This is a genomic window from Nocardia tenerifensis NBRC 101015 (assembly GCF_000308715.1).
Lineage (GTDB): Bacteria > Actinomycetota > Actinomycetes > Mycobacteriales > Mycobacteriaceae > Nocardia > Nocardia tenerifensis.
The window spans coordinates 1-18,600 of the sequence record NZ_BAGH01000259.1 but is presented as its reverse complement, the minus strand read 5'-3'; the positions used below and the strand labels follow the sequence as shown (position 1 = coordinate 18,600).

At 68.7% G+C, this 18,600-nt stretch carries 20 protein-coding genes; 11 read left to right on the top strand and 9 right to left on the bottom strand.

From position 1 onward, the window contains the following. Positions 1-35: 35 nt before the first annotated feature. Positions 36-1,757, top strand: a complete 1,722-nt coding sequence (locus tag ON39_RS20150; RefSeq protein WP_040736576.1) for an ABC transporter substrate-binding protein — start codon at positions 36-38, stop codon at positions 1,755-1,757. A gap of 75 nt (positions 1,758-1,832) precedes the next feature. Further along, complete coding sequence (locus ON39_RS20145; protein ID WP_083894564.1) at positions 1,833-2,405, top strand: adenine phosphoribosyltransferase; 573 nt, start codon at positions 1,833-1,835, stop codon at positions 2,403-2,405. A gap of 368 nt (positions 2,406-2,773) precedes the next feature. Here ON39_RS20145 and ON39_RS20140 read toward each other — a convergent pair whose 3' ends face one another. Both ON39_RS20140 and ON39_RS20135 read right to left on the bottom strand, forming a co-directional pair. Next, a complete protein-coding gene (locus ON39_RS20140) occupies positions 2,774-3,418 on the bottom strand; it encodes a LysE family translocator (RefSeq protein ID WP_040736573.1) in 645 nt (214 codons plus the stop codon). Between the two features lie 257 nt (positions 3,419-3,675). Continuing rightward, positions 3,676-4,011 carry an ArsR/SmtB family transcription factor gene (locus tag ON39_RS20135; protein ID WP_040736572.1) on the bottom strand — a complete coding sequence of 112 codons (336 nt, stop codon included), beginning with the start codon at positions 4,009-4,011 and terminating at the stop codon, positions 3,676-3,678. A 169-nt stretch (positions 4,012-4,180) separates the two neighbouring features. On the opposite strand from ON39_RS20135, the gene ON39_RS20130 reads away from it, so the two are divergent. The 4 genes from ON39_RS20130 to ON39_RS20115 all read left to right on the top strand — a co-directional run bounded on the left by ON39_RS20130 (position 4,181) and on the right by ON39_RS20115 (position 8,974). Next, a complete protein-coding gene (locus tag ON39_RS20130; RefSeq protein ID WP_040736570.1) occupies positions 4,181-5,347 on the top strand; it encodes an FAD-dependent monooxygenase in 1,167 nt (388 codons plus the stop codon). A 188-nt stretch (positions 5,348-5,535) separates the two neighbouring features. Further along, entirely contained in the window at positions 5,536-6,522 is a 987-nt protein-coding gene (locus ON39_RS20125) for an aldo/keto reductase (protein ID WP_040736568.1), read from the top strand. Positions 6,523-6,621: 99 nt separating this feature from the next. Next, positions 6,622-7,224 carry a DUF4291 domain-containing protein gene (locus ON39_RS20120; RefSeq protein ID WP_040736567.1) on the top strand — a complete coding sequence of 201 codons (603 nt, stop codon included), beginning with the start codon at positions 6,622-6,624 and terminating at the stop codon, positions 7,222-7,224. Positions 7,225-7,384: 160 nt separating this feature from the next. Beyond that, positions 7,385-8,974 carry an ABC-F family ATP-binding cassette domain-containing protein gene (locus ON39_RS20115; protein WP_040736565.1) on the top strand — a complete coding sequence of 530 codons (1,590 nt, stop codon included), beginning with the start codon at positions 7,385-7,387 and terminating at the stop codon, positions 8,972-8,974. 154 nt (positions 8,975-9,128) lie between these two features. Here ON39_RS20115 and ON39_RS20110 read toward each other — a convergent pair whose 3' ends face one another. Then, complete coding sequence (locus ON39_RS20110; protein ID WP_040736564.1) at positions 9,129-9,482, bottom strand: MmcQ/YjbR family DNA-binding protein; 354 nt, start codon at positions 9,480-9,482, stop codon at positions 9,129-9,131. 9 nt (positions 9,483-9,491) lie between these two features. Further along, positions 9,492-9,938, bottom strand: coding sequence for a nuclear transport factor 2 family protein (locus ON39_RS20105; protein ID WP_051186831.1), 447 nt, complete (start codon positions 9,936-9,938; stop codon positions 9,492-9,494). A gap of 54 nt (positions 9,939-9,992) precedes the next feature. On the opposite strand from ON39_RS20105, the gene ON39_RS20100 reads away from it, so the two are divergent. After that, complete coding sequence (locus tag ON39_RS20100) at positions 9,993-10,496, top strand: winged helix-turn-helix transcriptional regulator (protein ID WP_246003141.1); 504 nt, start codon at positions 9,993-9,995, stop codon at positions 10,494-10,496. Here ON39_RS20100 and ON39_RS20095 read toward each other — a convergent pair. Both ON39_RS20095 and ON39_RS20090 read right to left on the bottom strand, forming a co-directional pair. Continuing rightward, positions 10,489-10,968: a YbaK/EbsC family protein gene (locus ON39_RS20095; protein WP_040736560.1), complete on the bottom strand. Its 480-nt coding sequence runs from the start codon at positions 10,966-10,968 to the stop codon at positions 10,489-10,491. The genes ON39_RS20100 and ON39_RS20095 overlap by 8 nt on opposite strands. Positions 10,969-11,016: 48 nt before the next feature. Continuing rightward, positions 11,017-11,403 carry a RidA family protein gene (locus tag ON39_RS20090; RefSeq protein WP_040736559.1) on the bottom strand — a complete coding sequence of 129 codons (387 nt, stop codon included), beginning with the start codon at positions 11,401-11,403 and terminating at the stop codon, positions 11,017-11,019. 103 nt (positions 11,404-11,506) lie between these two features. Between ON39_RS20090 and ON39_RS20085 the strand changes: the two genes are divergently transcribed. From ON39_RS20085 to ON39_RS20075, 3 genes are all read left to right on the top strand, one after another. Further along, positions 11,507-12,454: a hypothetical protein gene (locus tag ON39_RS20085; protein ID WP_040736582.1), complete on the top strand. Its 948-nt coding sequence runs from the start codon at positions 11,507-11,509 to the stop codon at positions 12,452-12,454. Positions 12,455-12,523: 69 nt separating this feature from the next. After that, complete coding sequence (locus ON39_RS20080) at positions 12,524-13,777, top strand: adenylosuccinate synthetase (protein WP_040736557.1); 1,254 nt, start codon at positions 12,524-12,526, stop codon at positions 13,775-13,777. A gap of 310 nt (positions 13,778-14,087) precedes the next feature. Continuing rightward, complete coding sequence (locus ON39_RS20075; RefSeq protein WP_040736555.1) at positions 14,088-14,711, top strand: NUDIX hydrolase; 624 nt, start codon at positions 14,088-14,090, stop codon at positions 14,709-14,711. Positions 14,712-14,944: 233 nt separating this feature from the next. On the opposite strand, the gene ON39_RS20070 is transcribed toward ON39_RS20075, so the two are convergent. From ON39_RS20070 to ON39_RS20060, 3 genes are all read right to left on the bottom strand, one after another. Next, positions 14,945-15,799 carry an isocitrate lyase/PEP mutase family protein gene (locus ON39_RS20070; RefSeq protein WP_218006172.1) on the bottom strand — a complete coding sequence of 285 codons (855 nt, stop codon included), beginning with the start codon at positions 15,797-15,799 and terminating at the stop codon, positions 14,945-14,947. A 121-nt stretch (positions 15,800-15,920) separates the two neighbouring features. Beyond that, positions 15,921-16,253 carry a YnfA family protein gene (locus tag ON39_RS20065; RefSeq protein WP_040736553.1) on the bottom strand — a complete coding sequence of 111 codons (333 nt, stop codon included), beginning with the start codon at positions 16,251-16,253 and terminating at the stop codon, positions 15,921-15,923. A 204-nt stretch (positions 16,254-16,457) separates the two neighbouring features. Further along, positions 16,458-17,264: a metallophosphoesterase family protein gene (locus tag ON39_RS20060; RefSeq protein WP_246003142.1), complete on the bottom strand. Its 807-nt coding sequence runs from the start codon at positions 17,262-17,264 to the stop codon at positions 16,458-16,460. A gap of 215 nt (positions 17,265-17,479) precedes the next feature. Between ON39_RS20060 and ON39_RS20055 the strand changes: the two genes are divergently transcribed. Continuing rightward, a complete protein-coding gene (locus tag ON39_RS20055; protein ID WP_083894561.1) occupies positions 17,480-18,472 on the top strand; it encodes an alkaline phosphatase family protein in 993 nt (330 codons plus the stop codon). Positions 18,473-18,600: the final 128 nt, after the last annotated feature.

Below are 18,600 nucleotides of genomic sequence, written 5' to 3'. Positions count from 1 at the left end.
GCAGAAGCGGCGGCACTGACACAGGCAGGGGTTTCATGCGACAGCCACGTAGCCGAGCAGTACGCCTGATCGGAGTGTTGGCCGCGGGCACCCTGGCCGCCGGGCTGGCGGCCGGGTGCTCGAGCAAGAACCAGGTGCCGTCCATCGGCTACGCCGTCGACGCCACGATCGCCACCTACAACGGCGGGAGCACGCTCGGCGCGAGCACCGGGTCGACCGCGGTGTTCGGCCGGGTGGTCACCGGGTTCTTCTACACCGGACCGGAGGGCCAGCAGGTCGCCGACACCGATTTCGGTACCGCCAAGGAGGTGCCCGGCGACGTACAGACCATCCAGTACCGGCTCAACCCGGACGGCGTGTACTCCGACGGCGTGCCCACCTCCTGCGACGACCTGGTGCTCGCCTGGGCCTCGCGCAGCGGCCGGTTCACCAAACCCGGTGAGCGAGGGCCGATTCCGCTGTTCGACGCGGCGAGCACCGCGGGCTACGCCGATATCGAGCGGGTGGACTGCCAGCCCGGTTCGCGCGACGCCACCGTGGTGTTCCGGCCCGACCGGCGCTATTCGGCGTGGCGCAATCTGTTCACCGCGGGTGAGCTGATGCCCGCGCATGTCGCGGCGCGGGTCGCGAACGTGCCGAATGTGGTGTCCGCCTTGCAGTCCGGCGATCCGAACGCGCTCGGGCGGGTCGCCGAGTTCTGGAACACCGGCTGGAACATCGGGGCAGGCAATCTCGATCTGACCCGCTTCCCCTCGTCCGGGCCGTACCGGATCGAATCCTTCAGCGCCAAGGACGGTTTGGTGCTCGTCGCCAACGAGCGGTGGTGGGGCAACAAGCCCGCCACCGGCCGGATCATGGTGTGGCCCAAGAACATCGACCTGAAGTCGAAGGTCGGTGACAGCGCGGCCGGCGTGGTCGACATCGGCGCCGGATCGGTGAAAGACCTGAACTTGGACGGGTTCCGGGTGCAGAACGTGCCGGGCCGCGGCGTCGAGCAGCTGGTGCTCGCGACCGGGGGAGTGTTCGGCTCGGCCGACCTGCGCAGGGCCTTCGCTTTGTGCGTGCCGCGCCAGGCGCTGTTCGACAAGCTCGGCAAGGTGCCCGACGCGCCGAAGACCGGGCTGGGCTCGGGGCCGCTGAACGCCCATATCGTGCAGCAGGATTCGCTGTTCTATCCATCGGTGACGGGCGCGGCGGGCAAGTTCGCCGGCGGCGACGTCGGCGCCGCGACGCAGGCCGTCGCGGCGTCCAAGACGGCCAACCCGACCATTCGCATCGGCTATCTTCGCCCCGACGAGCGTCGCGCGCAGACCGTGGCGATGATCACGGAGGCGTGCAAACCGGCGGGCATCACCGTCGTCGACGCCGGGGCGCCCGATTTCACGCCTTCCCAGCTCACCGAGGGCAAAGTCGACGCCGTCCTGGGTAGCACGGCATCCGCGCCGGGTCCGGCCGGATCGAGGTCGGGGGTCGCGGCTACCAGTGCGTTGCGCACCGGTAGCGGGCTCAATTTCGGACGCTTCGGCAACGGCCGTTACGATGCGATCACCGATCAGCTTGCGGCCGACGACAACTCGACCACACAGCTGAATCTGCTCACCGAAGCCGAGAACCTGCTGTGGGCGGAGTTGCCGAGCATCCCCCTGTTCGCCTCCCCGCGCACCATCGCGTTCGGCGGCGGTCTGCAGAACGGAGTGGCCGCGCCGAACCAGGCGGGGTCCGGTTGGAACATGGACCGCTGGGTCCTGAAACGGTGACGGGTGTTGTCGGCGCGACCTCGGGCGGTATTCGCCCGGGCGAGCGCTCTTTGCTGGGATGATGGAGAGGTGTCGATGAGTAAGCACGCGGCGATCGAATCCGATGAGCTGGCCGCCGATCGGACCGGCCGGGCCGCCGCGGCGGTCGAACGGTTGACCCGCTGGCGCGACGACTTCCCCACTCCCGGAGTGCGTTTCGCCGACCTCACGCCCGTCTTCGCCGACGCCGAAGGTTTTCGCACCGTCGTCGACTGCCTCGCCTCCTGCGGCCCCGATGCCGACCTCGTCGCCGGCGTGGACGCCCGCGGTTTCCTGATCGGCGCCGCCGTCGCCGCCAGCCTCGGCACCGGCGTCCTCGCCGTCCGCAAGGCAGGCAAACTGCCCCCGCCCGTCATCAGCCGCGAGTACGAACTCGAATACGGCACCGCCGCCCTCGAAATCCCCGCCGACGGCATCGACCTGGCCGGCAAACGCGTCCTGCTTCTCGACGACGTCCTCGCCACGGGCGGCACCCTAGCCGCCGCCGCCAACCTGTTCACCCAGGTCGGCGCCCAGGTAATCGCCGCCGCAGTCGTCCTGGAACTGACCTTTCTGAATGGCCGCGACCGTCAAGGCGACTACCCGCTGACCTCGATCGTCAAGGTCTGACGGTTAGCGGCCCGGGGCGCGGAGGCTGGACCGCGCCGGGCAGGCGGACGAGGGACCACGTCGGTTGGACGAAGGTCAAGCATGCCGGGCGCGCGGAGGTCAGGCTGGCTCGTGCCGGGCGGAGGTCGGGCCGCGCCGTGCGGACGAGGGACCACGCCGGGTAGGGCGGAGGTCGAGCCGTGCCGGTCGCGCGGAGGTTGGGCCGCGTCGGACGCACTTTTCGTGATCAGATCCGGAGTCGCGGTGTTGCTTGCGACGAACCGTTCGCAGTCCGCCGATGGGTTCTACCGCGAAGGACGGGCCGAGCTCTGGACAGACGACCAACGCACGCGCAGCGGCAGTAGAGGGCGTTCGCTTCCCCGCTCGAGCTATCGGACTTCAGCAGCGAGTTTGACGCCGAGTCCTATAAGGACTGTCGCGGTGACGCGATCGAGCCAACGCCGCACCTGTTGTTGTTGCAACCAGGTCCGTGCCGTCGCCGCCCACGAAATCAAAATCGGGTACCACGTGAACGTCACGACCAAATGGATGGCGACCAGCAATATTCCCCACCCGGCAGAGCCCGGCCCTACCGGCAGGAACTGCGGCAACAGACTGATGTAGAACACGCCGACCTTGGGGTTGAGGAGATTGGTCAGCGCGCCAGCCCGCAATGCGGCGTATCCGCCACGCGCAGTCGGGATTGGCGCCGTATCGGAGTCTCGGTCACCGCGTGAGCTGTTGCGGCCGAGCGTTTTTCGAAGTGCTGAAACGCCGAGGCACAGTAGATATGTGGCGCCGGCGATGCGTACAGCGTTGTAGCCCACCGTCGAAGCTGCTAGCAGCGCGGTCAGACCCACGAGGCTGGCGCTCGCCCACACCAGGCAGCCGAGGCCTATGCCGACCAGCACCATGAACCCGTCGCGTCGACCCCACAGCATGGTATGCCGGAGCACCAGCAGGGTGTCGATTCCCGGCGTCATCACACCGACCAAAGCCACCACAACCCAGCCGAGTATGGCCGCAATCGACATACAACCTCCCCAAATTCGCGTTGTCCCAAGCCATAACACCACAGTCCATGGACCGCAGGCTATGACCGGAACTCGGCATGATGGTGCGTTCGACCGGTCCCGATCCGGCTCTGCCAGTTGATCTTCCGTCGCTCCCCGCTGGCCGGTTCGGTCTTCAATTGGGATGTGGACGATTCGACCCGCGGAACGCCCGCCCGGTGACATGAGGAGACGTGTCGGCCGGCTCGAACTCGTCGTCCGGGTGCGTTCGGTTGCGCTCAGTGAGCAGTGGTACCGGCCCGGGTCTCTGCCTCCAGGAGTGCGAGCAGTCCGGGAAACTTCTTCTCGATGTCCTTGCGCCGCAGCCGGATTCCCTTGCGGTTGCCGTAGTCGATCTCGTCGATGAGACCCGCCTCACGCAGGATTCGGAAGTGGTGGGTCTGGGTCTGTTTCGAGATCGGAAGATCGAACGAGTTGCAGCCCCGTTCACTGTCGCCGTGGTCGGCGGCCAGCGCTGTCATCACCGACCGGCGGTGCGCATCGGCAAGCGCGCGAAATACCGAACCCAGATCGAGCGCATCGGCCTCCGGGCCGACCAGATTCCTCCCAGCCACGCGGTACTCCTTTCAGGTACGTATTGCATCGTACCTCGATGATGTGCTCCACTGGGTACGAAATATTTCGTACCTTGATCCGGTTCCGCCGCCTCCGTTCCTGCCGCTGCCACGGGCAGGTCAGGCGCGCCCCGGTCTCGGATCATCGAACTTCGGAGAGGTCATCGACATGAACAAGCCCGAGGTGCTGATTGTCGGCGCCGGAATTGCAGGGCCCGCCCTCGCATACTGGCTCGCGCGCAACGGATTCCGGCCGACGGTCGTCGAACAGGCCCGGCAACTGCGCTCCGGGGGAAGTGCCATCGTCGTGAAGGGGCCCGCGATACCGGTCGCCGAGCGCATGGGCATTCTCCCGCAGCTCCGCGAACTCGCCACCCGCACTCGATCGCTGACCCTGCTCGACCCCGACGGCCGGCGCATCCTGCAACTCCCGCTCACCTCGGACCGGACACCGACGGTCGAGGTGACCCGCACCGACCTGTCAGAAGTACTCCACCGGTCGGCGCACGCCGGAGCCGAGTTCGTGTTCGACGACACGGTGACCGCTCTCGACCAGGACGAAGGTGGGGTCGATGTCACCTTCCGGCGGTCCGCGCCACGGCGCTTCGACGTGGTCGTCGGTGCCGACGGGATGCACTCCACCGTACGGCGTCTGGTGTTCGGCCCCGAGCAGAAGTTCGTGAACGACCTGGGCCTCTACGGCGCCACCGTCCCGCTGGAACCCGGCGCCCTCGAGGATCCGAGCGAGATGACGATGCTGACCGTGCCGAACCGGATGCTGGTCGTGCACCCCTCCCGGACCACTCCGCTCGCAAGCTTCACCTTCCGGTCCACGCGAGCGGCGCCATACGACCGCAAGAACATCGCCCTCCACAAGCAGGCCGTGGCCGACGCCTACGCGGATGTGCGGTGGCGGGCACCGGAATTCGTGAGGGCCTACCTCGACCACCCTGCTCCGTTCTTCGACCCCCTGACCACTGTCCGGATGCCCTCGTGGTCCTCGGGACGGATCGTGCTGCTCGGGGACGCGGCGGCAGCGACAGCCCTGCTGGGCGACGGGTCCAGCATGGCGATGGCGGGCGCGTACGCACTCGCAGAAGAACTCGCCGCCACCCCCGGTGATCACACCCGCGCCTTCGCCGCCTACGAGATGCGCCTGCGCCGCGAGATACGCCCGCGGCAGCGACGCGTCGGTCTGCTCTCCCGGCTCATGGTGCCCCGCACGGGCCCCGGCCTGGCCGTGCGCAACGCGGTCGCCCGCACGATCGGTCCCACGAGCAGAACCACCCCGCACGAAACCGCGGAACGGCAGACCGAGTCTGTGCCGAAGGCTTGATCGAGCAACATGGCTGCCCGGGCTGGTAGCCGTTCGGCGCGCGGTGTGCGTTGAGGCGCTAGCGCTTGGTCATTGTGGTGCGGAGGAGCCGGGCTTGTGGAGGTGCCCTGACGGAGTGTTTGACATGGAGTGCACTCCAACTTTTAGCGTTGCCGGGGCAGTCGAAAGTCGATCTCAGGAGGCACAGGATGAGCACGATTCCCACTCGGCACCTTGGTGAACTCGCGGTTTCCGCGCAGGGGTTGGGGTGTATGGGGATGAGTCATGGGTATGGCGCGGCGGACGACGCGCAGTCGATCGAGACGCTGCGGCACGCCCTGGATCTCGGGGTCACTCTGCTGGACACCGCGGACTTCTATGGGTTCGGGCACAACGAGGAGTTGATCGGGCGGGCCATCGCGGGGCGGCGGGACGAGGTGGTGCTCGCGACGAAGTTCGGGTTTGCGAACCGGCTCGGCGAGCCGACCCGGATTCGGGGGGACGCGGAGTATGTGCGGCAGGCGTGTGACGCGTCGCTGCGCAGGCTCGGTGTCGACCACATCGATCTCTACTATCAGCATCGGGTCGATCCGCAGGTGCCGATCGAGGAGACCGTGGGGGCGATGGCGGAGCTGGTACGGGCGGGCAAGGTTCGGCATCTCGGGCTGTCGGAGGCGAGCGCGCGGACGATCCGCCGCGCCCACGCCGTGCATCCGATCGCCGCGCTGCAGAGCGAATGGTCGCTGTGGACCCGCGATCTGGAGGCCGAGACCGCGCCCGTGTGCCGCGAACTCGGCATCGGCCTCGTCCCGTTCGCCCCGCTCGGCCGCGGCTTCTTGACCGGCCGCTACAACTCGGTAGAAGCCTTGGCCGACAACGATGTTCGCCGCACCCAGCCGCGTTTCGCCGACGGCAATCTCGAGCAGAACCTGGCGATCGTCGAGCGGCTGAACGAACTCGCCTCGGCGAAGGGCGTCACCGCCGGCCAGCTCGCCCTCGCGTGGGTCCAGCACCGCGGCGACGACGTGGTCCCGATCCCCGGCACCCGGCGCAAGCAGTATCTGGAGGAGAACCTCGCCGCGCTGGACATCGAGCTGTCCGCCGACGACCTCGCCGCCATCGAAGCCGCCGCCCCGTCCGAGCGGATCGCGGGCACCCGCTACGACGCGACCAGCCTCACGTTCACCAACGGCTGAGCCGTCGCGATCGCGGTGCCGCCGACGCGATTTCCGGAGCCTCGTCCCGATAGGACGAATCCCGTTAAACTCCGGCGATCGGACTGCAAAGATCTCCGCGTGAGTGTTGCGCCGCCACTGCGGCAGGTCAGAGCTGACTACGACACGGCGACCGTGGTTGTGTACCAGGCATACCCGGTGGAGATCGCCGAGGCGGCCGTCGCCGCAGGTACTTTCGTCGAACCCTTCAAACGGGACCGGATGACGTGGATCAAGCCCTCGTTCCTATGGATGATGTATCGCTGCGGGTGGGCCACCAAGCCCGGCCAGGAGCGGGTGCTCGCGGTGACGATCACCCGCAGCGGTTTCGAGTGGGCGCTATGGCAGTCCTGCCTGAGTCATTATGTGCCCGAGGTGTATTCGAACCGGCAGATGTGGATGGACCGGTTGCGCGTGAGTCCTGTTCGCATTCAATGGGATCCGGAGCGCGACCTGCATCACCGGCCGTTGGCGCACCGCTCGCTGCAGGTCGGTCTGGGCGGTCCGGCGGTCGGGCTGTATGTCGACCGGTGGATCACGGGCATCCGTGACATCACCGACGAGGCACGGCGCATCGGGCGGCTGGTGTCCGACGGCCGGCTCGACGCGGCCACCCGCGCGCTCCCGGTCGAACGGCCGTATCCGCTGACCCCGGAGATCGCGCGGGTGATCGGCGCGGGTTAGGCCGTGTGATCCAAATATCACTGGCACACACCGGGCGGGTGTGGTTAGCCTGTACGGGTCTTATTGCCGTTGATCGGAGTCATGCCGTTGATCTCATGAGGTAGCCCTCGGGCGGTCCGCAGTCGCGCGCCGCGTATCCGTAGCAACCTCTGGAGTCATCATGGCTAATCTGTCATTTTCCGATCTCACCTTCGCCTGGCCGGACGGCACCCCCGTCTTCGACGGGCTCGACGGCGGGCTCGGCCCCGGGCATATCGGCCTGGTCGGCAGCAACGGCGCGGGCAAGTCCACGCTGCTGCGGTTGATCGCAGGCGAGCTCACCCCCACCCGCGGTTCGATCACGGTCACCGGTCACCTCGGCTACCTGCGCCAAGACCTCGGTCTCGGCGCGGGGCAGCGGGTCGACGCGGTGCTCGGCATCGCGGAGACCCGGAAAGCCTTGCACCGCATCGAATCCGGCTCGGCCGAGGAATCCGACTTCGACCTCGTCGGCAGCCGCTGGGATGTCGAGGAGCGGGCGGTCGCCCTGCTCGGGCGGCTCGGGCTGCACTACGTCGCCGACTCGGCCGACCAGCTCGATCGCACGCTGGAGACCCTCTCCGGCGGCGAGACCACGCTGCTCGGCCTGGTCGCCGAACTGCTGGCCGAGCCGGAGATCCTGCTGCTCGACGAGCCGACGAACAACCTGGATCGCCTTGCCCGCGAACGGCTTTACGAGGTGGTGGCCCAATTCTCCGGCACCGTGGTCACGGTCAGCCACGACCGTGAGCTGCTGGAGCGCATGGGCGCCATCGCGGAGCTGCGACAGGGCGAACTACGCATGTTCGGCGGCAATTTCAGCGAGTACGAGCGGATCATCGAGGCCGAGCAGGAAGCGGCCAGGGCGGCGATCCGCGACGCGCGCAGCGATGTGCGCAGGCAGGCAAGAGAACTCGTGGAGACGAGGATCAAACTGGACCGCAGGCAGCGGTACGGGCAGAAGATGTGGGACACCAAGCGTGAACCGAAAATCATTATGTCCGAACGCAAACGGCAGGCCCAGGTGTCGGCGGGCAAGTTGCGCAACAACCACATCGACAAGCTGGAGACGGCCAAGGACCAGCTCCAGCAGGCTCAGGAGTTGCTGCGCGACGATCGGGAGATCCGGGTGGAGCTGCCCGATACCCGCCTCTACCCCGGCCAGGACGTGATCGAGCTGCACGAGGATCGATTGGCCTGCGGGCCAACGGTTTCCTTGCGGATCAGCGGACCGGAGCGGATCGCGCTGACCGGGCGCAACGGCGTCGGCAAGACCACGCTGCTGCGCCGGATCGCGGCGGCGGGGCCGAAGGTGCCGTGGCGGCTGCTGCCGCAGCGCCTCGACATCTTCGACGAGCAACGGTCGGTGTTCGAGAACGTGGCCTCGACGGCGCCGCACGCGTCGCCGGAGCAGATCCGGGCTCAGTTGGCCCGCTTCCTGTTTCGCGGCGGGGACGCCGACGTCGCGGCCTCGGCGCTCTCGGGCGGGGAACGCCTGAGGGCCGCGTTGGCCATGCTGCTGCTCGCCGACCCCGCCCCGAGGTTGTTGCTGCTCGACGAGCCGACCAACAACCTCGACCTGCCCAGCCTCGCGCACCTCACCCAGGCGCTGGCCAGTTTCGAGGGCGCGCTGATCGTGGTCAGCCACGACCCGCGCTTCCTCGACGACATCGGTCTCACCAGGCGGCTGGAGCTCACCGCCGACGGTTTGACCGAGACGCTGGTTCGGTAGCGAGGAGTCGTGCACCCCTTACGTTTTGGTACGGGGTGCACGGCTGCTGGCTCAGTCGAGTTCGGCCACTTACCTTTTTGTACAGAGGTGCACGGTCGTGGGCTCAGTCGAGTTCGGCCACTTGCCTTTTGTACAGAGGTGCACGGTCGCGGGCTCAGTCGAGTTCGGCCACAAGCTTTTTCGGGGCCACCCTGCGGTAGGCGTCGTGAATGATCTCGGCGAGCTCGGCCCAGTCGGGGTCGACGTCGAGGCGCACGCCGATCCAACCGCTGTGTCCGACGTACGGGGGCACGAAGAATCGCTGCGGCTCGGCGTCCACCAGTTCGGCCTGCACACCCTCGGGGGCGGGACACCAGATGGTAGGCCCCGGCTCGTCGTAACCGCCGTCGATGTACTTGACGAACGAGGTCTTGCGACGCACGAACCAGGTCGGGCACCCGTGGCTGAGCCGCTCGGTGCACTCCGGTAGGTCCAGGCAGATCGCGCGGATCCGTGCCAGCGGGTCCATGGGCGCAGTCTACGGCGTGCGCGCCTTCCGCATGGCCCTGAACAGCACGCCGGGGTGCCTGAGCAGGGCGGGAGAAAGCCATACCGCGAGCGCGGTGAGCGTGAGCCACGGCCGCAGGTGCGGGCTGAGCGCGCGGATGCGGCCGTCCTCGGCGAGCTCGAGCACGAGCGCCTCGGTCAGCCGGAACGGTCCGACGGCGGCCTCGGCCAGCAGTACGCGCCGCGAGCCCTCGCCGATCTGGTCGGTCCAGCGCAGGTGCGAGAGTCCGCCGTAGGCCGCGGTCAGCAGCACGCGCAGATCGTCCTTGCCGCGGAACACCAGCCGGCCGGAGAGCGGGGAGATCAGCGTGGCGTCGGGGGTGAGCGTGGCCAGCATCGCGTCGTAGTCGGCGGCGCTGGTCGCCGCGCGGAACCTGGCCACCGCGTCGGTCGCCTTGTCGTCGTTCACCGTGTGCATGTCATCGAACGTAGCCCCAGTCGCTTGCGAAAAGCAATGGACTAGGCTGGGTGGGTGCCCAAGGCTGAAATGTCCGACATCGTCTGCTCCATCGCGCGCACGCTCGACGCGATCGGCGAGCGGTGGACGCCGTTGATCCTGCGCGACCTGTTCGTCGGGCTGACCCGGTTCGAGGATCTGCGGCGCGATCTCGGCATCGCCTCGAACGTGCTCGCCGCGCGACTGGAGACGCTGCGGGCGCACGGCATCGTGGAAACCCGTGCGTACCAATCGAATCCGGTCCGGCACGAGTATCTGCTCACCGATCGGGGGCGCGACCTGTATCCGGTGCTGACGATGCTCATCGCCTGGGGGGACACCTGGCTCGCCGGACCGGAGGGGCCGCCCGCAGTGGTCGTGCACGACGAGTGCGGCAAGGCGACCGCGGGCGTGGTGGTGTGCCGGGAGTGCGGAGCGCCGATGTCCGCGGACAATGTGCGGTTTCACCAGGGGCCGGGCGGGCACCGCGGTCCGGGCACGATGCTCGTCGGCGACCGCATGGCGCCGACCGTCAGTTGACGGCGACGGCCTCGGCGCCGGTGGCCGCCGTCAGTTCTCGAAAAGTGGTGGGGAACACCGTATGTGGGTGTCCGGCGGCGGCCCAGATCTCGGCGTGATCGGCCAGCGTCTCATCGATCAGCGTCCGGATCGGCGTCGGGTGGCCGAGCGGGGCAACGCCGCCGATGGGCTGGCCGGTGTGCGCGCGCACGAACGCGGCGGTGGCACGCGACAGTTTCGCGAGGCCGAGGTGCGCGGCGACCTTTCCCGTGTCCACTTGATGCGCGCCGCTGGTGAGGACCAGCAGAGGAGTGCCCTCCGCGTCGAAGACGAGGCTGTTCGCGATCGCGGCGACGGGGCAGCCGAGTTGCTCGGCCGCCGCGGCCGCGGTCGGCGCGGTATCGGGCAGCACCCGTACCCGCGGCGTCACGCCGGCGGCGCGCAGGGCGGCCTCGACCGCGAGCACGGCCGGCTTCCGGGAAATCTCGTCCATGGCCGCGATCTTAGGTCGACGTGGATGCCGGGGCGCGCGATTTTCTCCTCAGCCCGCGGCGACGACCTCGATCTCGACCAGCCAGTCGCTGTCGAGGGTCTGCACCACCAGTGCTGTGGTCGGCACGGCGCGCCCGCCCAGGGCCGCCGTTCGGGCGGCGGCGTTGGCCTCCGCGTCGGAGGCGTCGCGCAGGTAGCTGGTGAGGCGGACGATGTTGTCGACGGTCATGTCGGCCGAGGCCAGGATGGTGCGCAGGTTCGACCAGATCAGTTCGAGTTGTTCGGTGAGCGTCTCGGCGGGCTTGCCGTCCGCGTCGAGACCCATTGTGCCCGAGACGAATAGCAGTCGCTCGGCGCCTCGGACCTCCATCGCGTGCACATAGTCGTCGGTCGCGGGGTAGATGCCTTCGGTTGGATTTCTCTGTAGGAGCTCCACCTCTCAGATCTTGCCAGGCGGAAGCGTTGGCCGAGGTGGTTCCTTGACGATCGAAGTTTTAGTCATCTACACTAAAACAAGTTTCATGAGAGGAAGTGTGCAGATGGGATACGGAAACTGGGACGACAGCGCCTATCAGGCGGCCAAGACCTTCCGCGCCAGCCGGGGGCTCGACGACTTCGGGTACACCGCCGAGATGCGGTCCGTGCCGTACGCCGATTGGCAGGCTCACCCCACCCTCGATCCGTTCGGCGTCGCCGCGCGGGAGTGCCGGGACTCGGCCGACCACGGGAACTCGCTGCCCATCGCGGTGCTGTTCGACGTCACCGGATCAATGGGGCGGGTGCCGCGGATCATGCAGCAGAAACTCGGCAAGTTGCACGGGTTGTTGCGGCGCAAGGGGTATGCGGACGATCCGCAGATTCTGTTCGGCGCGATCGGCGACGCGGACTGTGACCGAGTTCCGTTGCAGGTGGGGCAGTTCGAGTCGGACAACCGGATGGACGAGCAGTTGCGCGCCATACTGCTGGAGGGCGGCGGGGGCGGGCAGAAGTCCGAAAGTTACGAGCTGGCCGCCTATTTCATGGCCACGCACATCGTCACCGACGCGTGGGAGAAGCGGGGCAAGAAGGGGTATCTGTTCCTGATCGGCGATGAGTTGAACAAGCCGAGGCTCGCGTCGCGGCACATTCGGGGCGTCATCGGGGACAGTGTGCGGCGCGATGTCGCGGTGGAGTCGATCTATCGCGAGCTCGCCGAGCGCTGGCATGTGTACTACATCCTGCCGAATCAGTCGAGCTACTACGACGATCCGGAGATCGCGGACCACTGGCGCGGGATGCTCGGGCAGGGGTTCCTGAAGCTCGACGACCCGGCTGCCGTGTGCGAACTCATCGCGCTGACCGTCGGATTGGAGGAGGGGCGCGTCGACGTCGATTCCGGTCTCGCGGATCTGCGGGATGTGGGCTCGGGGGCCGAGGCGGCGGCGGTCGGTAAGGCGTTGGGCGTGAGCCGTTCGCGGATGCGTGCTCTGCCCAGAGGGCGCGGTTGATACGTGAGCCTTGCTCGGCGCCGTAAGCGGATTCAGGTGCCGGGTCTATCGAATGAGGAGGAGCGCAGCATGTTTCGGTCGCACATCGTGGTGGTCGATCTCGGCTTCGGCGATGCCGGGAAAGGGGCGACGGTCGATTGGTTGTGCTCGGAGGCCGCGGGGCTCGGGGTCTCGGCCGTGGTGCGGTTCAACGGTGGCGCGCAGGCGGCGCACAACGTGATCGCCGAGGGGCGGCATCACACGTTCGCGCAGTTCGGCTCCGGGACCTTCTCGGGGGTGCCGACGCTGCTGTCGCGGCACATGCTGGTCGAGCCGATCGCGCTGGCGGGGGAGGCGCGGCGGCTGGCGGCGCTCGGCGTGCCGAATCCGTTGGCGCTGTTGCACATCGACGGGCGGGCGCCGCTCACCACGCCGATCCACATCGCCGCCAACCGTGCCCGCGAGGACGCGAGGGGTTCCTCGCGGCACGGTTCGTGCGGGCGAGGGATCGGCGAGACGGCCTGGTACGCGCTGGCGCACGACGCGCCCACGGTCTCGGATTGCCTGCGCCCCAAGATGCTTCGCGACAAGCTCCAGTCGCTTGCCGCGCACTACGGTGCCCTGATCGCGCCGAGTGAACACCGCTACGAGCCGATCGATGACCTGGTCGAGATGTATCGGGAGTTCGCGGCCGCCGTCCGCATCGTCGGCGGCGACCAGCTCGAGCTGTTCGCCCGACGCGGACGCCTGATCTTCGAAGGGGCACAGGGTGTTCTGCTCGACGAGTGGCGCGGTTTTCATCCGCACACCACGTGGTCCACGGTGGAGCCGCGCAACGCCCGCGCCATGATCACCGAAATAGGCGGCGAGGCTTACGTTCTCGGCGTCACCCGCACCTATATGACCCGCCACGGCGCGGGCCCGCTACCCACCGAGAACCCAACCCTCGCTCTCCCCGAGCCGCACAACGCCACCGGCCGCTACCAGGGACCGTTCCGCCTCGGACACCTCGACCCCATCCTGCTCCGCTACGCCGTCGCGGTATCCGGCGGCATCGACGGTCTGGCGCTGACCCACCTCGATGCTCCGGGAACGCGTTACGCGGCAACGGGTTACGAAACCCCCGACGGCATCGTCGATCACCTACCCCCGGGTACATGGCAAGACCTCACCCACCAGCAACACCTCACCGATGTGCTGACCACCGCCCGCCCGGTCCTCACCGAGATCCCGGACCACGTTGCGCCGTGGCTGGCGAGAGAACTCGACCTGCCCGTGGTGCTGACCTCCAACGGCCCCAGCCGCTCTCACCGTGCGCTGGCGTCAACAGCCGCCGCAGCTTGAACTCGCAGGTCGAAGGCCACCCTGTCGAACCGGGACATCGCGTCGAGCACGTCTGCGCGCACTTCGCACAGCGGCGCGGACGGCTCGCGCCCGTCCTGCTCGGCCAGCGGCAGGACGTCACTTGACGCGCGGTGTCGGTGACGACTTGTCGGCGGTGGCACTCCGCGGGCGTCGAAGGCGGCCGGTTACTGCTCGGGGCAGCGGCAGGATTGGGCAGGGGCCCAGGGTCTCGCGGTTGGCGGCGATGGCTTTCGGTGGGCATCGAGGGTGGTCAAAGGCGGGGTGGGGTGGTGCGGCAGGATTGGGACGCGTGGAGCAATCCGTGGTTTCGGTGGATGTGGTGGCGTTGCGGTTCTGGGGCGACGACGCGGGGGTGTGCGTGGGGATCGCGCCCCGGGCGGTGGCGCCGTTCACCGGGCAGTTGGCGCTGCCCGGTGTGCTGCTCGGGCGGGGCGAGCGGCTGGTGGCGGCGGCGCGGCGGGCGGTGCACACGAAGCTCGGGGTGCCCGAGGCAGCGATCGGCGCGGTGGGGCAGCTGGTCACCTTCGACGAACCGAACCGTGACCCGCGCGGACCGACCCTCTCGATCGCCATGTGGGCGGTGGTCGGCCCGCACGAGGGGCCCGCGCAGTGGGTCGGCTTCGATGAGGTCCCCGAGCTGGCCTTCGATCACAACCGCATCATCGAAACCTCCCGCGCCCTCCTGGCCGGCCTCCTCTGGAAAAACCTCCCCTTCACCCGAGCCCTGCTCACCGACGAATTCCCCGCCACCCGAGCGGTAACCGCCACCACCTCCCTTGCGGGCACCCGCCCCGACCCCGCGAACCTCAACCGCACCCTGGCCACCCTCCCCGGCCTCACCCGCACCCCCGAGCGCCGCCGCGTAAAAGCCACCGGCCGCCCCGCAACAGTGTGGGCCTTCGACGCGGAGTAACCAAAGCCACTGGACGGCAGGCCTTTTGGCGTCAGTGCGGGGAGTCGGAAGAGGTGTGGCCACCCGGTCCGCCGTGCGCCGTCGCGTGAAGGCGACGGGCGCTCGGCGTCGGTGTTGTTCGGTGCCGGGTGGCTGAAGAACGCTGAGCCGCAATCGTTTTAATACTCGCTGGGGTGCGGGGAGCCAGAGGTGCGGTGTTCGCCACCACCGGGGCTTACCGCACCTCCGATGCGTTACCGGCGGGGGAAAAGCGATTGCAGCCCGCCGAAGTCGAGGGTGTTCGCCAGCGTGGTGTAGGTGCCGTGCTCCAGCAGTTCGGTGGCCGCGGCTTCGGCGAGGCGGTAGGCCGCTTGCGCTACGCCGGAGCCGACGCTGACGCGGCGGACGCCCGTGGCCGCGAGTTCGGCCACGGTGGGGCCGCCGTGGCCGGTCATTACGTTGATCGGCAGGGGAGACTTGGTGACGAGGTCGGTCAGGGTGGGCAGGTCGAGCAGCCCGGGGACGAAGAGGCTGTCGGCGCCGGCCGCGGCGTAGGCGGCGGCCCTGGTGAGCACCTCGTCGAGGCGGGCCTCCGGCGCGCCGACGCCGAACAGATACACGTCGGTCCTGGCGTTGATCACCAGTTCGGGCAGGCCGGCCTGTTCGGCGGCGGTGCGGGCCGCGCGGAGGCGGTCGGCGTGGGCGGCGGTGTCGAACAGCGGTCCGCCGGGGGCCGTCGAGTCCTCCAGGTTCACGCCGACGGCGCCCGCGCCGATCGCGGCGATGATGGTGGTCGCGACGTCCTCGGGCGCGGGGCCGTAGCCGCCTTCGACGTCCGCGGTCACCGGCACGTCGACCGTCGCGGCGATTCTGCGGATCACGCCGATGTTGTCGTCCCTGGTGAGCTGCTGCCCGTCGCCCGCGCCCAGCGACCAGGCGACACCGGCGCTGGTGGTCGCGATGGCGGGTGCGCCCGCCCGCGCGATCACCGCGGCGCTGACGGCGTCCCAGGCGTTCGGCAGCACGAACACGCCTTGCTCGTGCAATGCCCGGAACGCGGCCGCCTTGGCGCGCTGGGTGTCGGCGTTGGGCTGGATATCGTGTGCCACGGTGGCTCCTCGCAAGGTTGTTCGACGGACTGCGCTGTAGGTAACGCCGAACACCGCCCGAGCCATCCCGAATTCACGCGTCGGGTCCGAAAGTCGCTGCCGCAGAGGGGCATCGACCGATTCAGCGCCGAGGCGCGTACATGATGATCACGACGCCGACCAGGCAGACCGCCGCCCCGAGGTAGTCCCACCGGTCGGGCCGGAACTTGTCGACGAGCATGCCCCAGGCGAGCGAGCCCGCGACGAACACGCCACCGTACGCGGCGAGAATGCGGCCGAAATTGGGGTCGGGCTGAAAGGTGGCGACGAACCCGTACGCCCCGAGTGCCACAACGCCCGCCGCGATCCACAGCACGCCACGGTGCTCCCGCCACCCTTGCCACACCAGCCACGCCCCGCCGATCTCAGCGACAGCGGCCAGGGCGAACAGCAGTAGCGAGCGGATAACGGTCATGCGGCGACGGTACCGATCTACCCCGGCGGCGCAGGCGCGCGGCTCGGTTCACCCCCGCTTGCTCCGGTGCGTGGGTACACGCGCAACCGATCACCGGGTATGAGACTGAGGACATGCAACTTCCTGCGCCGCAACCGAATTCGGTGGCATCGAGTAACCGAAGTCCGCACCTCTTCTGGATATACGCACGCGGGGTGCGGGAGATCAGAGGTGTGCGGCGGCCCCACCCTGGCTGCCAGCGTGTGGTGTCGGTTCAGGCCGACCTCGCTTGTGCCGCGGCGAGGGTGTAGATGGCATACGGGCGACCGATGACCGGGTATGAGACATTGCGGGCAGGGACTCCGCCTGCGGTGCAACCGAATTCGGTACCCCGTGCGCATGGCCGTGCACCGCCAGGGCAGCGCGGCCCGCGTCGACGGCCTCGCCGAGGGCATGGCACCCGAGGCCGGGGTAGATGCGGGGTGGCTCGCCGGCGAGGGTGTCGATGACGGGGGAGAAGTGCATGAGGGCGACTCGCACGTCGGTGTCCAGCGTGTCGAGGGACTGACGGAGCAGTTCGGCGTCCAGGGGGCCGCGGCGCATCCGAGTGCGGTGTTCTTCTGTGCCCTCGTCGGGCGTGCCAGGGTAGCCGGGGAAACCACCGCTGCCGCCCATGACTCCGGCGACGCCGAGCCGAATTCCATTGAGTTCCAGTGTGACAGCGGTCCCCTCGAGCATGTGCACGCCGATCCCGCTGAGCTGGGCCGAGATTCGGAAGCCGAGCCGGCGATCGTGGTCGTGATTGCCGAGGACGGCCACGACCGGCACCGGAAGATCGGCGATCTCGGCGCGGAGCAGGTCGGCGTCGGCGAGCGTGCCGCCCTCGGTGAGGTCGCCCGCCAGCAGCAGCACGTCGGCGTGCTCGGCGAGGCGCAGGAAATCGGGCCGGAACCGACCCGCGACGGCGGGTCGCAGGTGGGTGTCGGCGACGGCCGCGATCCGGATGCTCCGCGGCGCGGACTCGGCTGGCATGGCGTCAGACAGCCACATCGTCGCGGGGGTGTCAACCGCAATACGGCGTTCACCCGCCCGCTACTCGCGGTTGAGCTGTGTGGATAGCTCGAGGCTATCGAAAGTTCGGCTCGCGTTCAGTGAGGCGACAGGCGGTGGCGCAACCGATGAAACGTCAATGAACAGTGGCGCGGGAGCCTATCCGCGAGGGCGACCGGACCCGCATGGTTCGGACTATGAGCGAGCGAGCGAATCAGCGGTTCGACCGGCGCGGCGTCGCCGAGCGGACACGCATCGGGTTCTTCTCGAAAGCCCTTGCGGCCCTGACTGTTACCGCGTCGATAGCCGCGGGCAGCGCACACGCGGACGCCCCTACCGACAAGGTGGTCCTGATCGGCCTCGACGGACTGATGTACGACAAGGTCCTTCAGGTCCACGCCCCGAACCTGTTGCGGCTCAGCGCCGACGGCCTGCTCAGCCGCTCCTCGATCGCGCCGCACATCACCATCTCCGGCCCGTCCTGGGCCACCGTGCTGACCGGTGTGTGGGACCGCAAACACGGTATCGAGAACAACGATTTCACCGCCGCGCCGTTCGCGAAGTACCCGACGGTGTTCACCCGGCTCGAGCGCGCCGACCCCGGACTCAAGACTCATTCGATCGCGACCTGGGACCAACTCGCCACCATGTCGGGCAGCGGCGATCCGCGCGCCGACGTCGTCCTGTCCACTCCACCCGTCCCCGACGACCCCGATGAGGCCGAGACCGACGCCGCCACCGCCACCTCCGTGGTCGGCGCGATCACGAAGTTCGCCCCCGACTTCCTCTTCACCCACCTCGACCAGGTCGACCACGCCGGCCACCGCGACGGCGGCGCCTCCGACGCGTACCTCGACGCCGTCCGACGCGTCGATGAACAGGTCGGCCGCATCACCGCGGCGGTCGACGCCCGCGCGAAGGCCCACCCCGCCGAGCGCTGGACCATCCTGGTCACCGCCGACCACGGCCACCGGCCGAGGGGCGGGCACGGCGGCCAAACCCCGGACGAGACAACGAATTTCGTCATCGCCCGCGGACCCGGCTTCACCCCGGGCGAACGGACCTCCCGTTACACCCTCGTCGACATCACGCCCACCGTCCTCGACCTCCTGCACGCCCCGGCCGACCCGGTCTTCGACGGCCGCTCCATGGTCGACAGAGAACCCGCCGAGCCCTCCACCGTCCGCTGACCGACCTCGCAACGCCCCGCTGCGCCGCCCGATCTGTCACGCTGTCCTACGCCCGGCGAACCCGGCGTCACCCCCGTCGACCGACCCCCAGCGCACCCGCCGCGACCGCGCGCCACACGCCGGTGCGC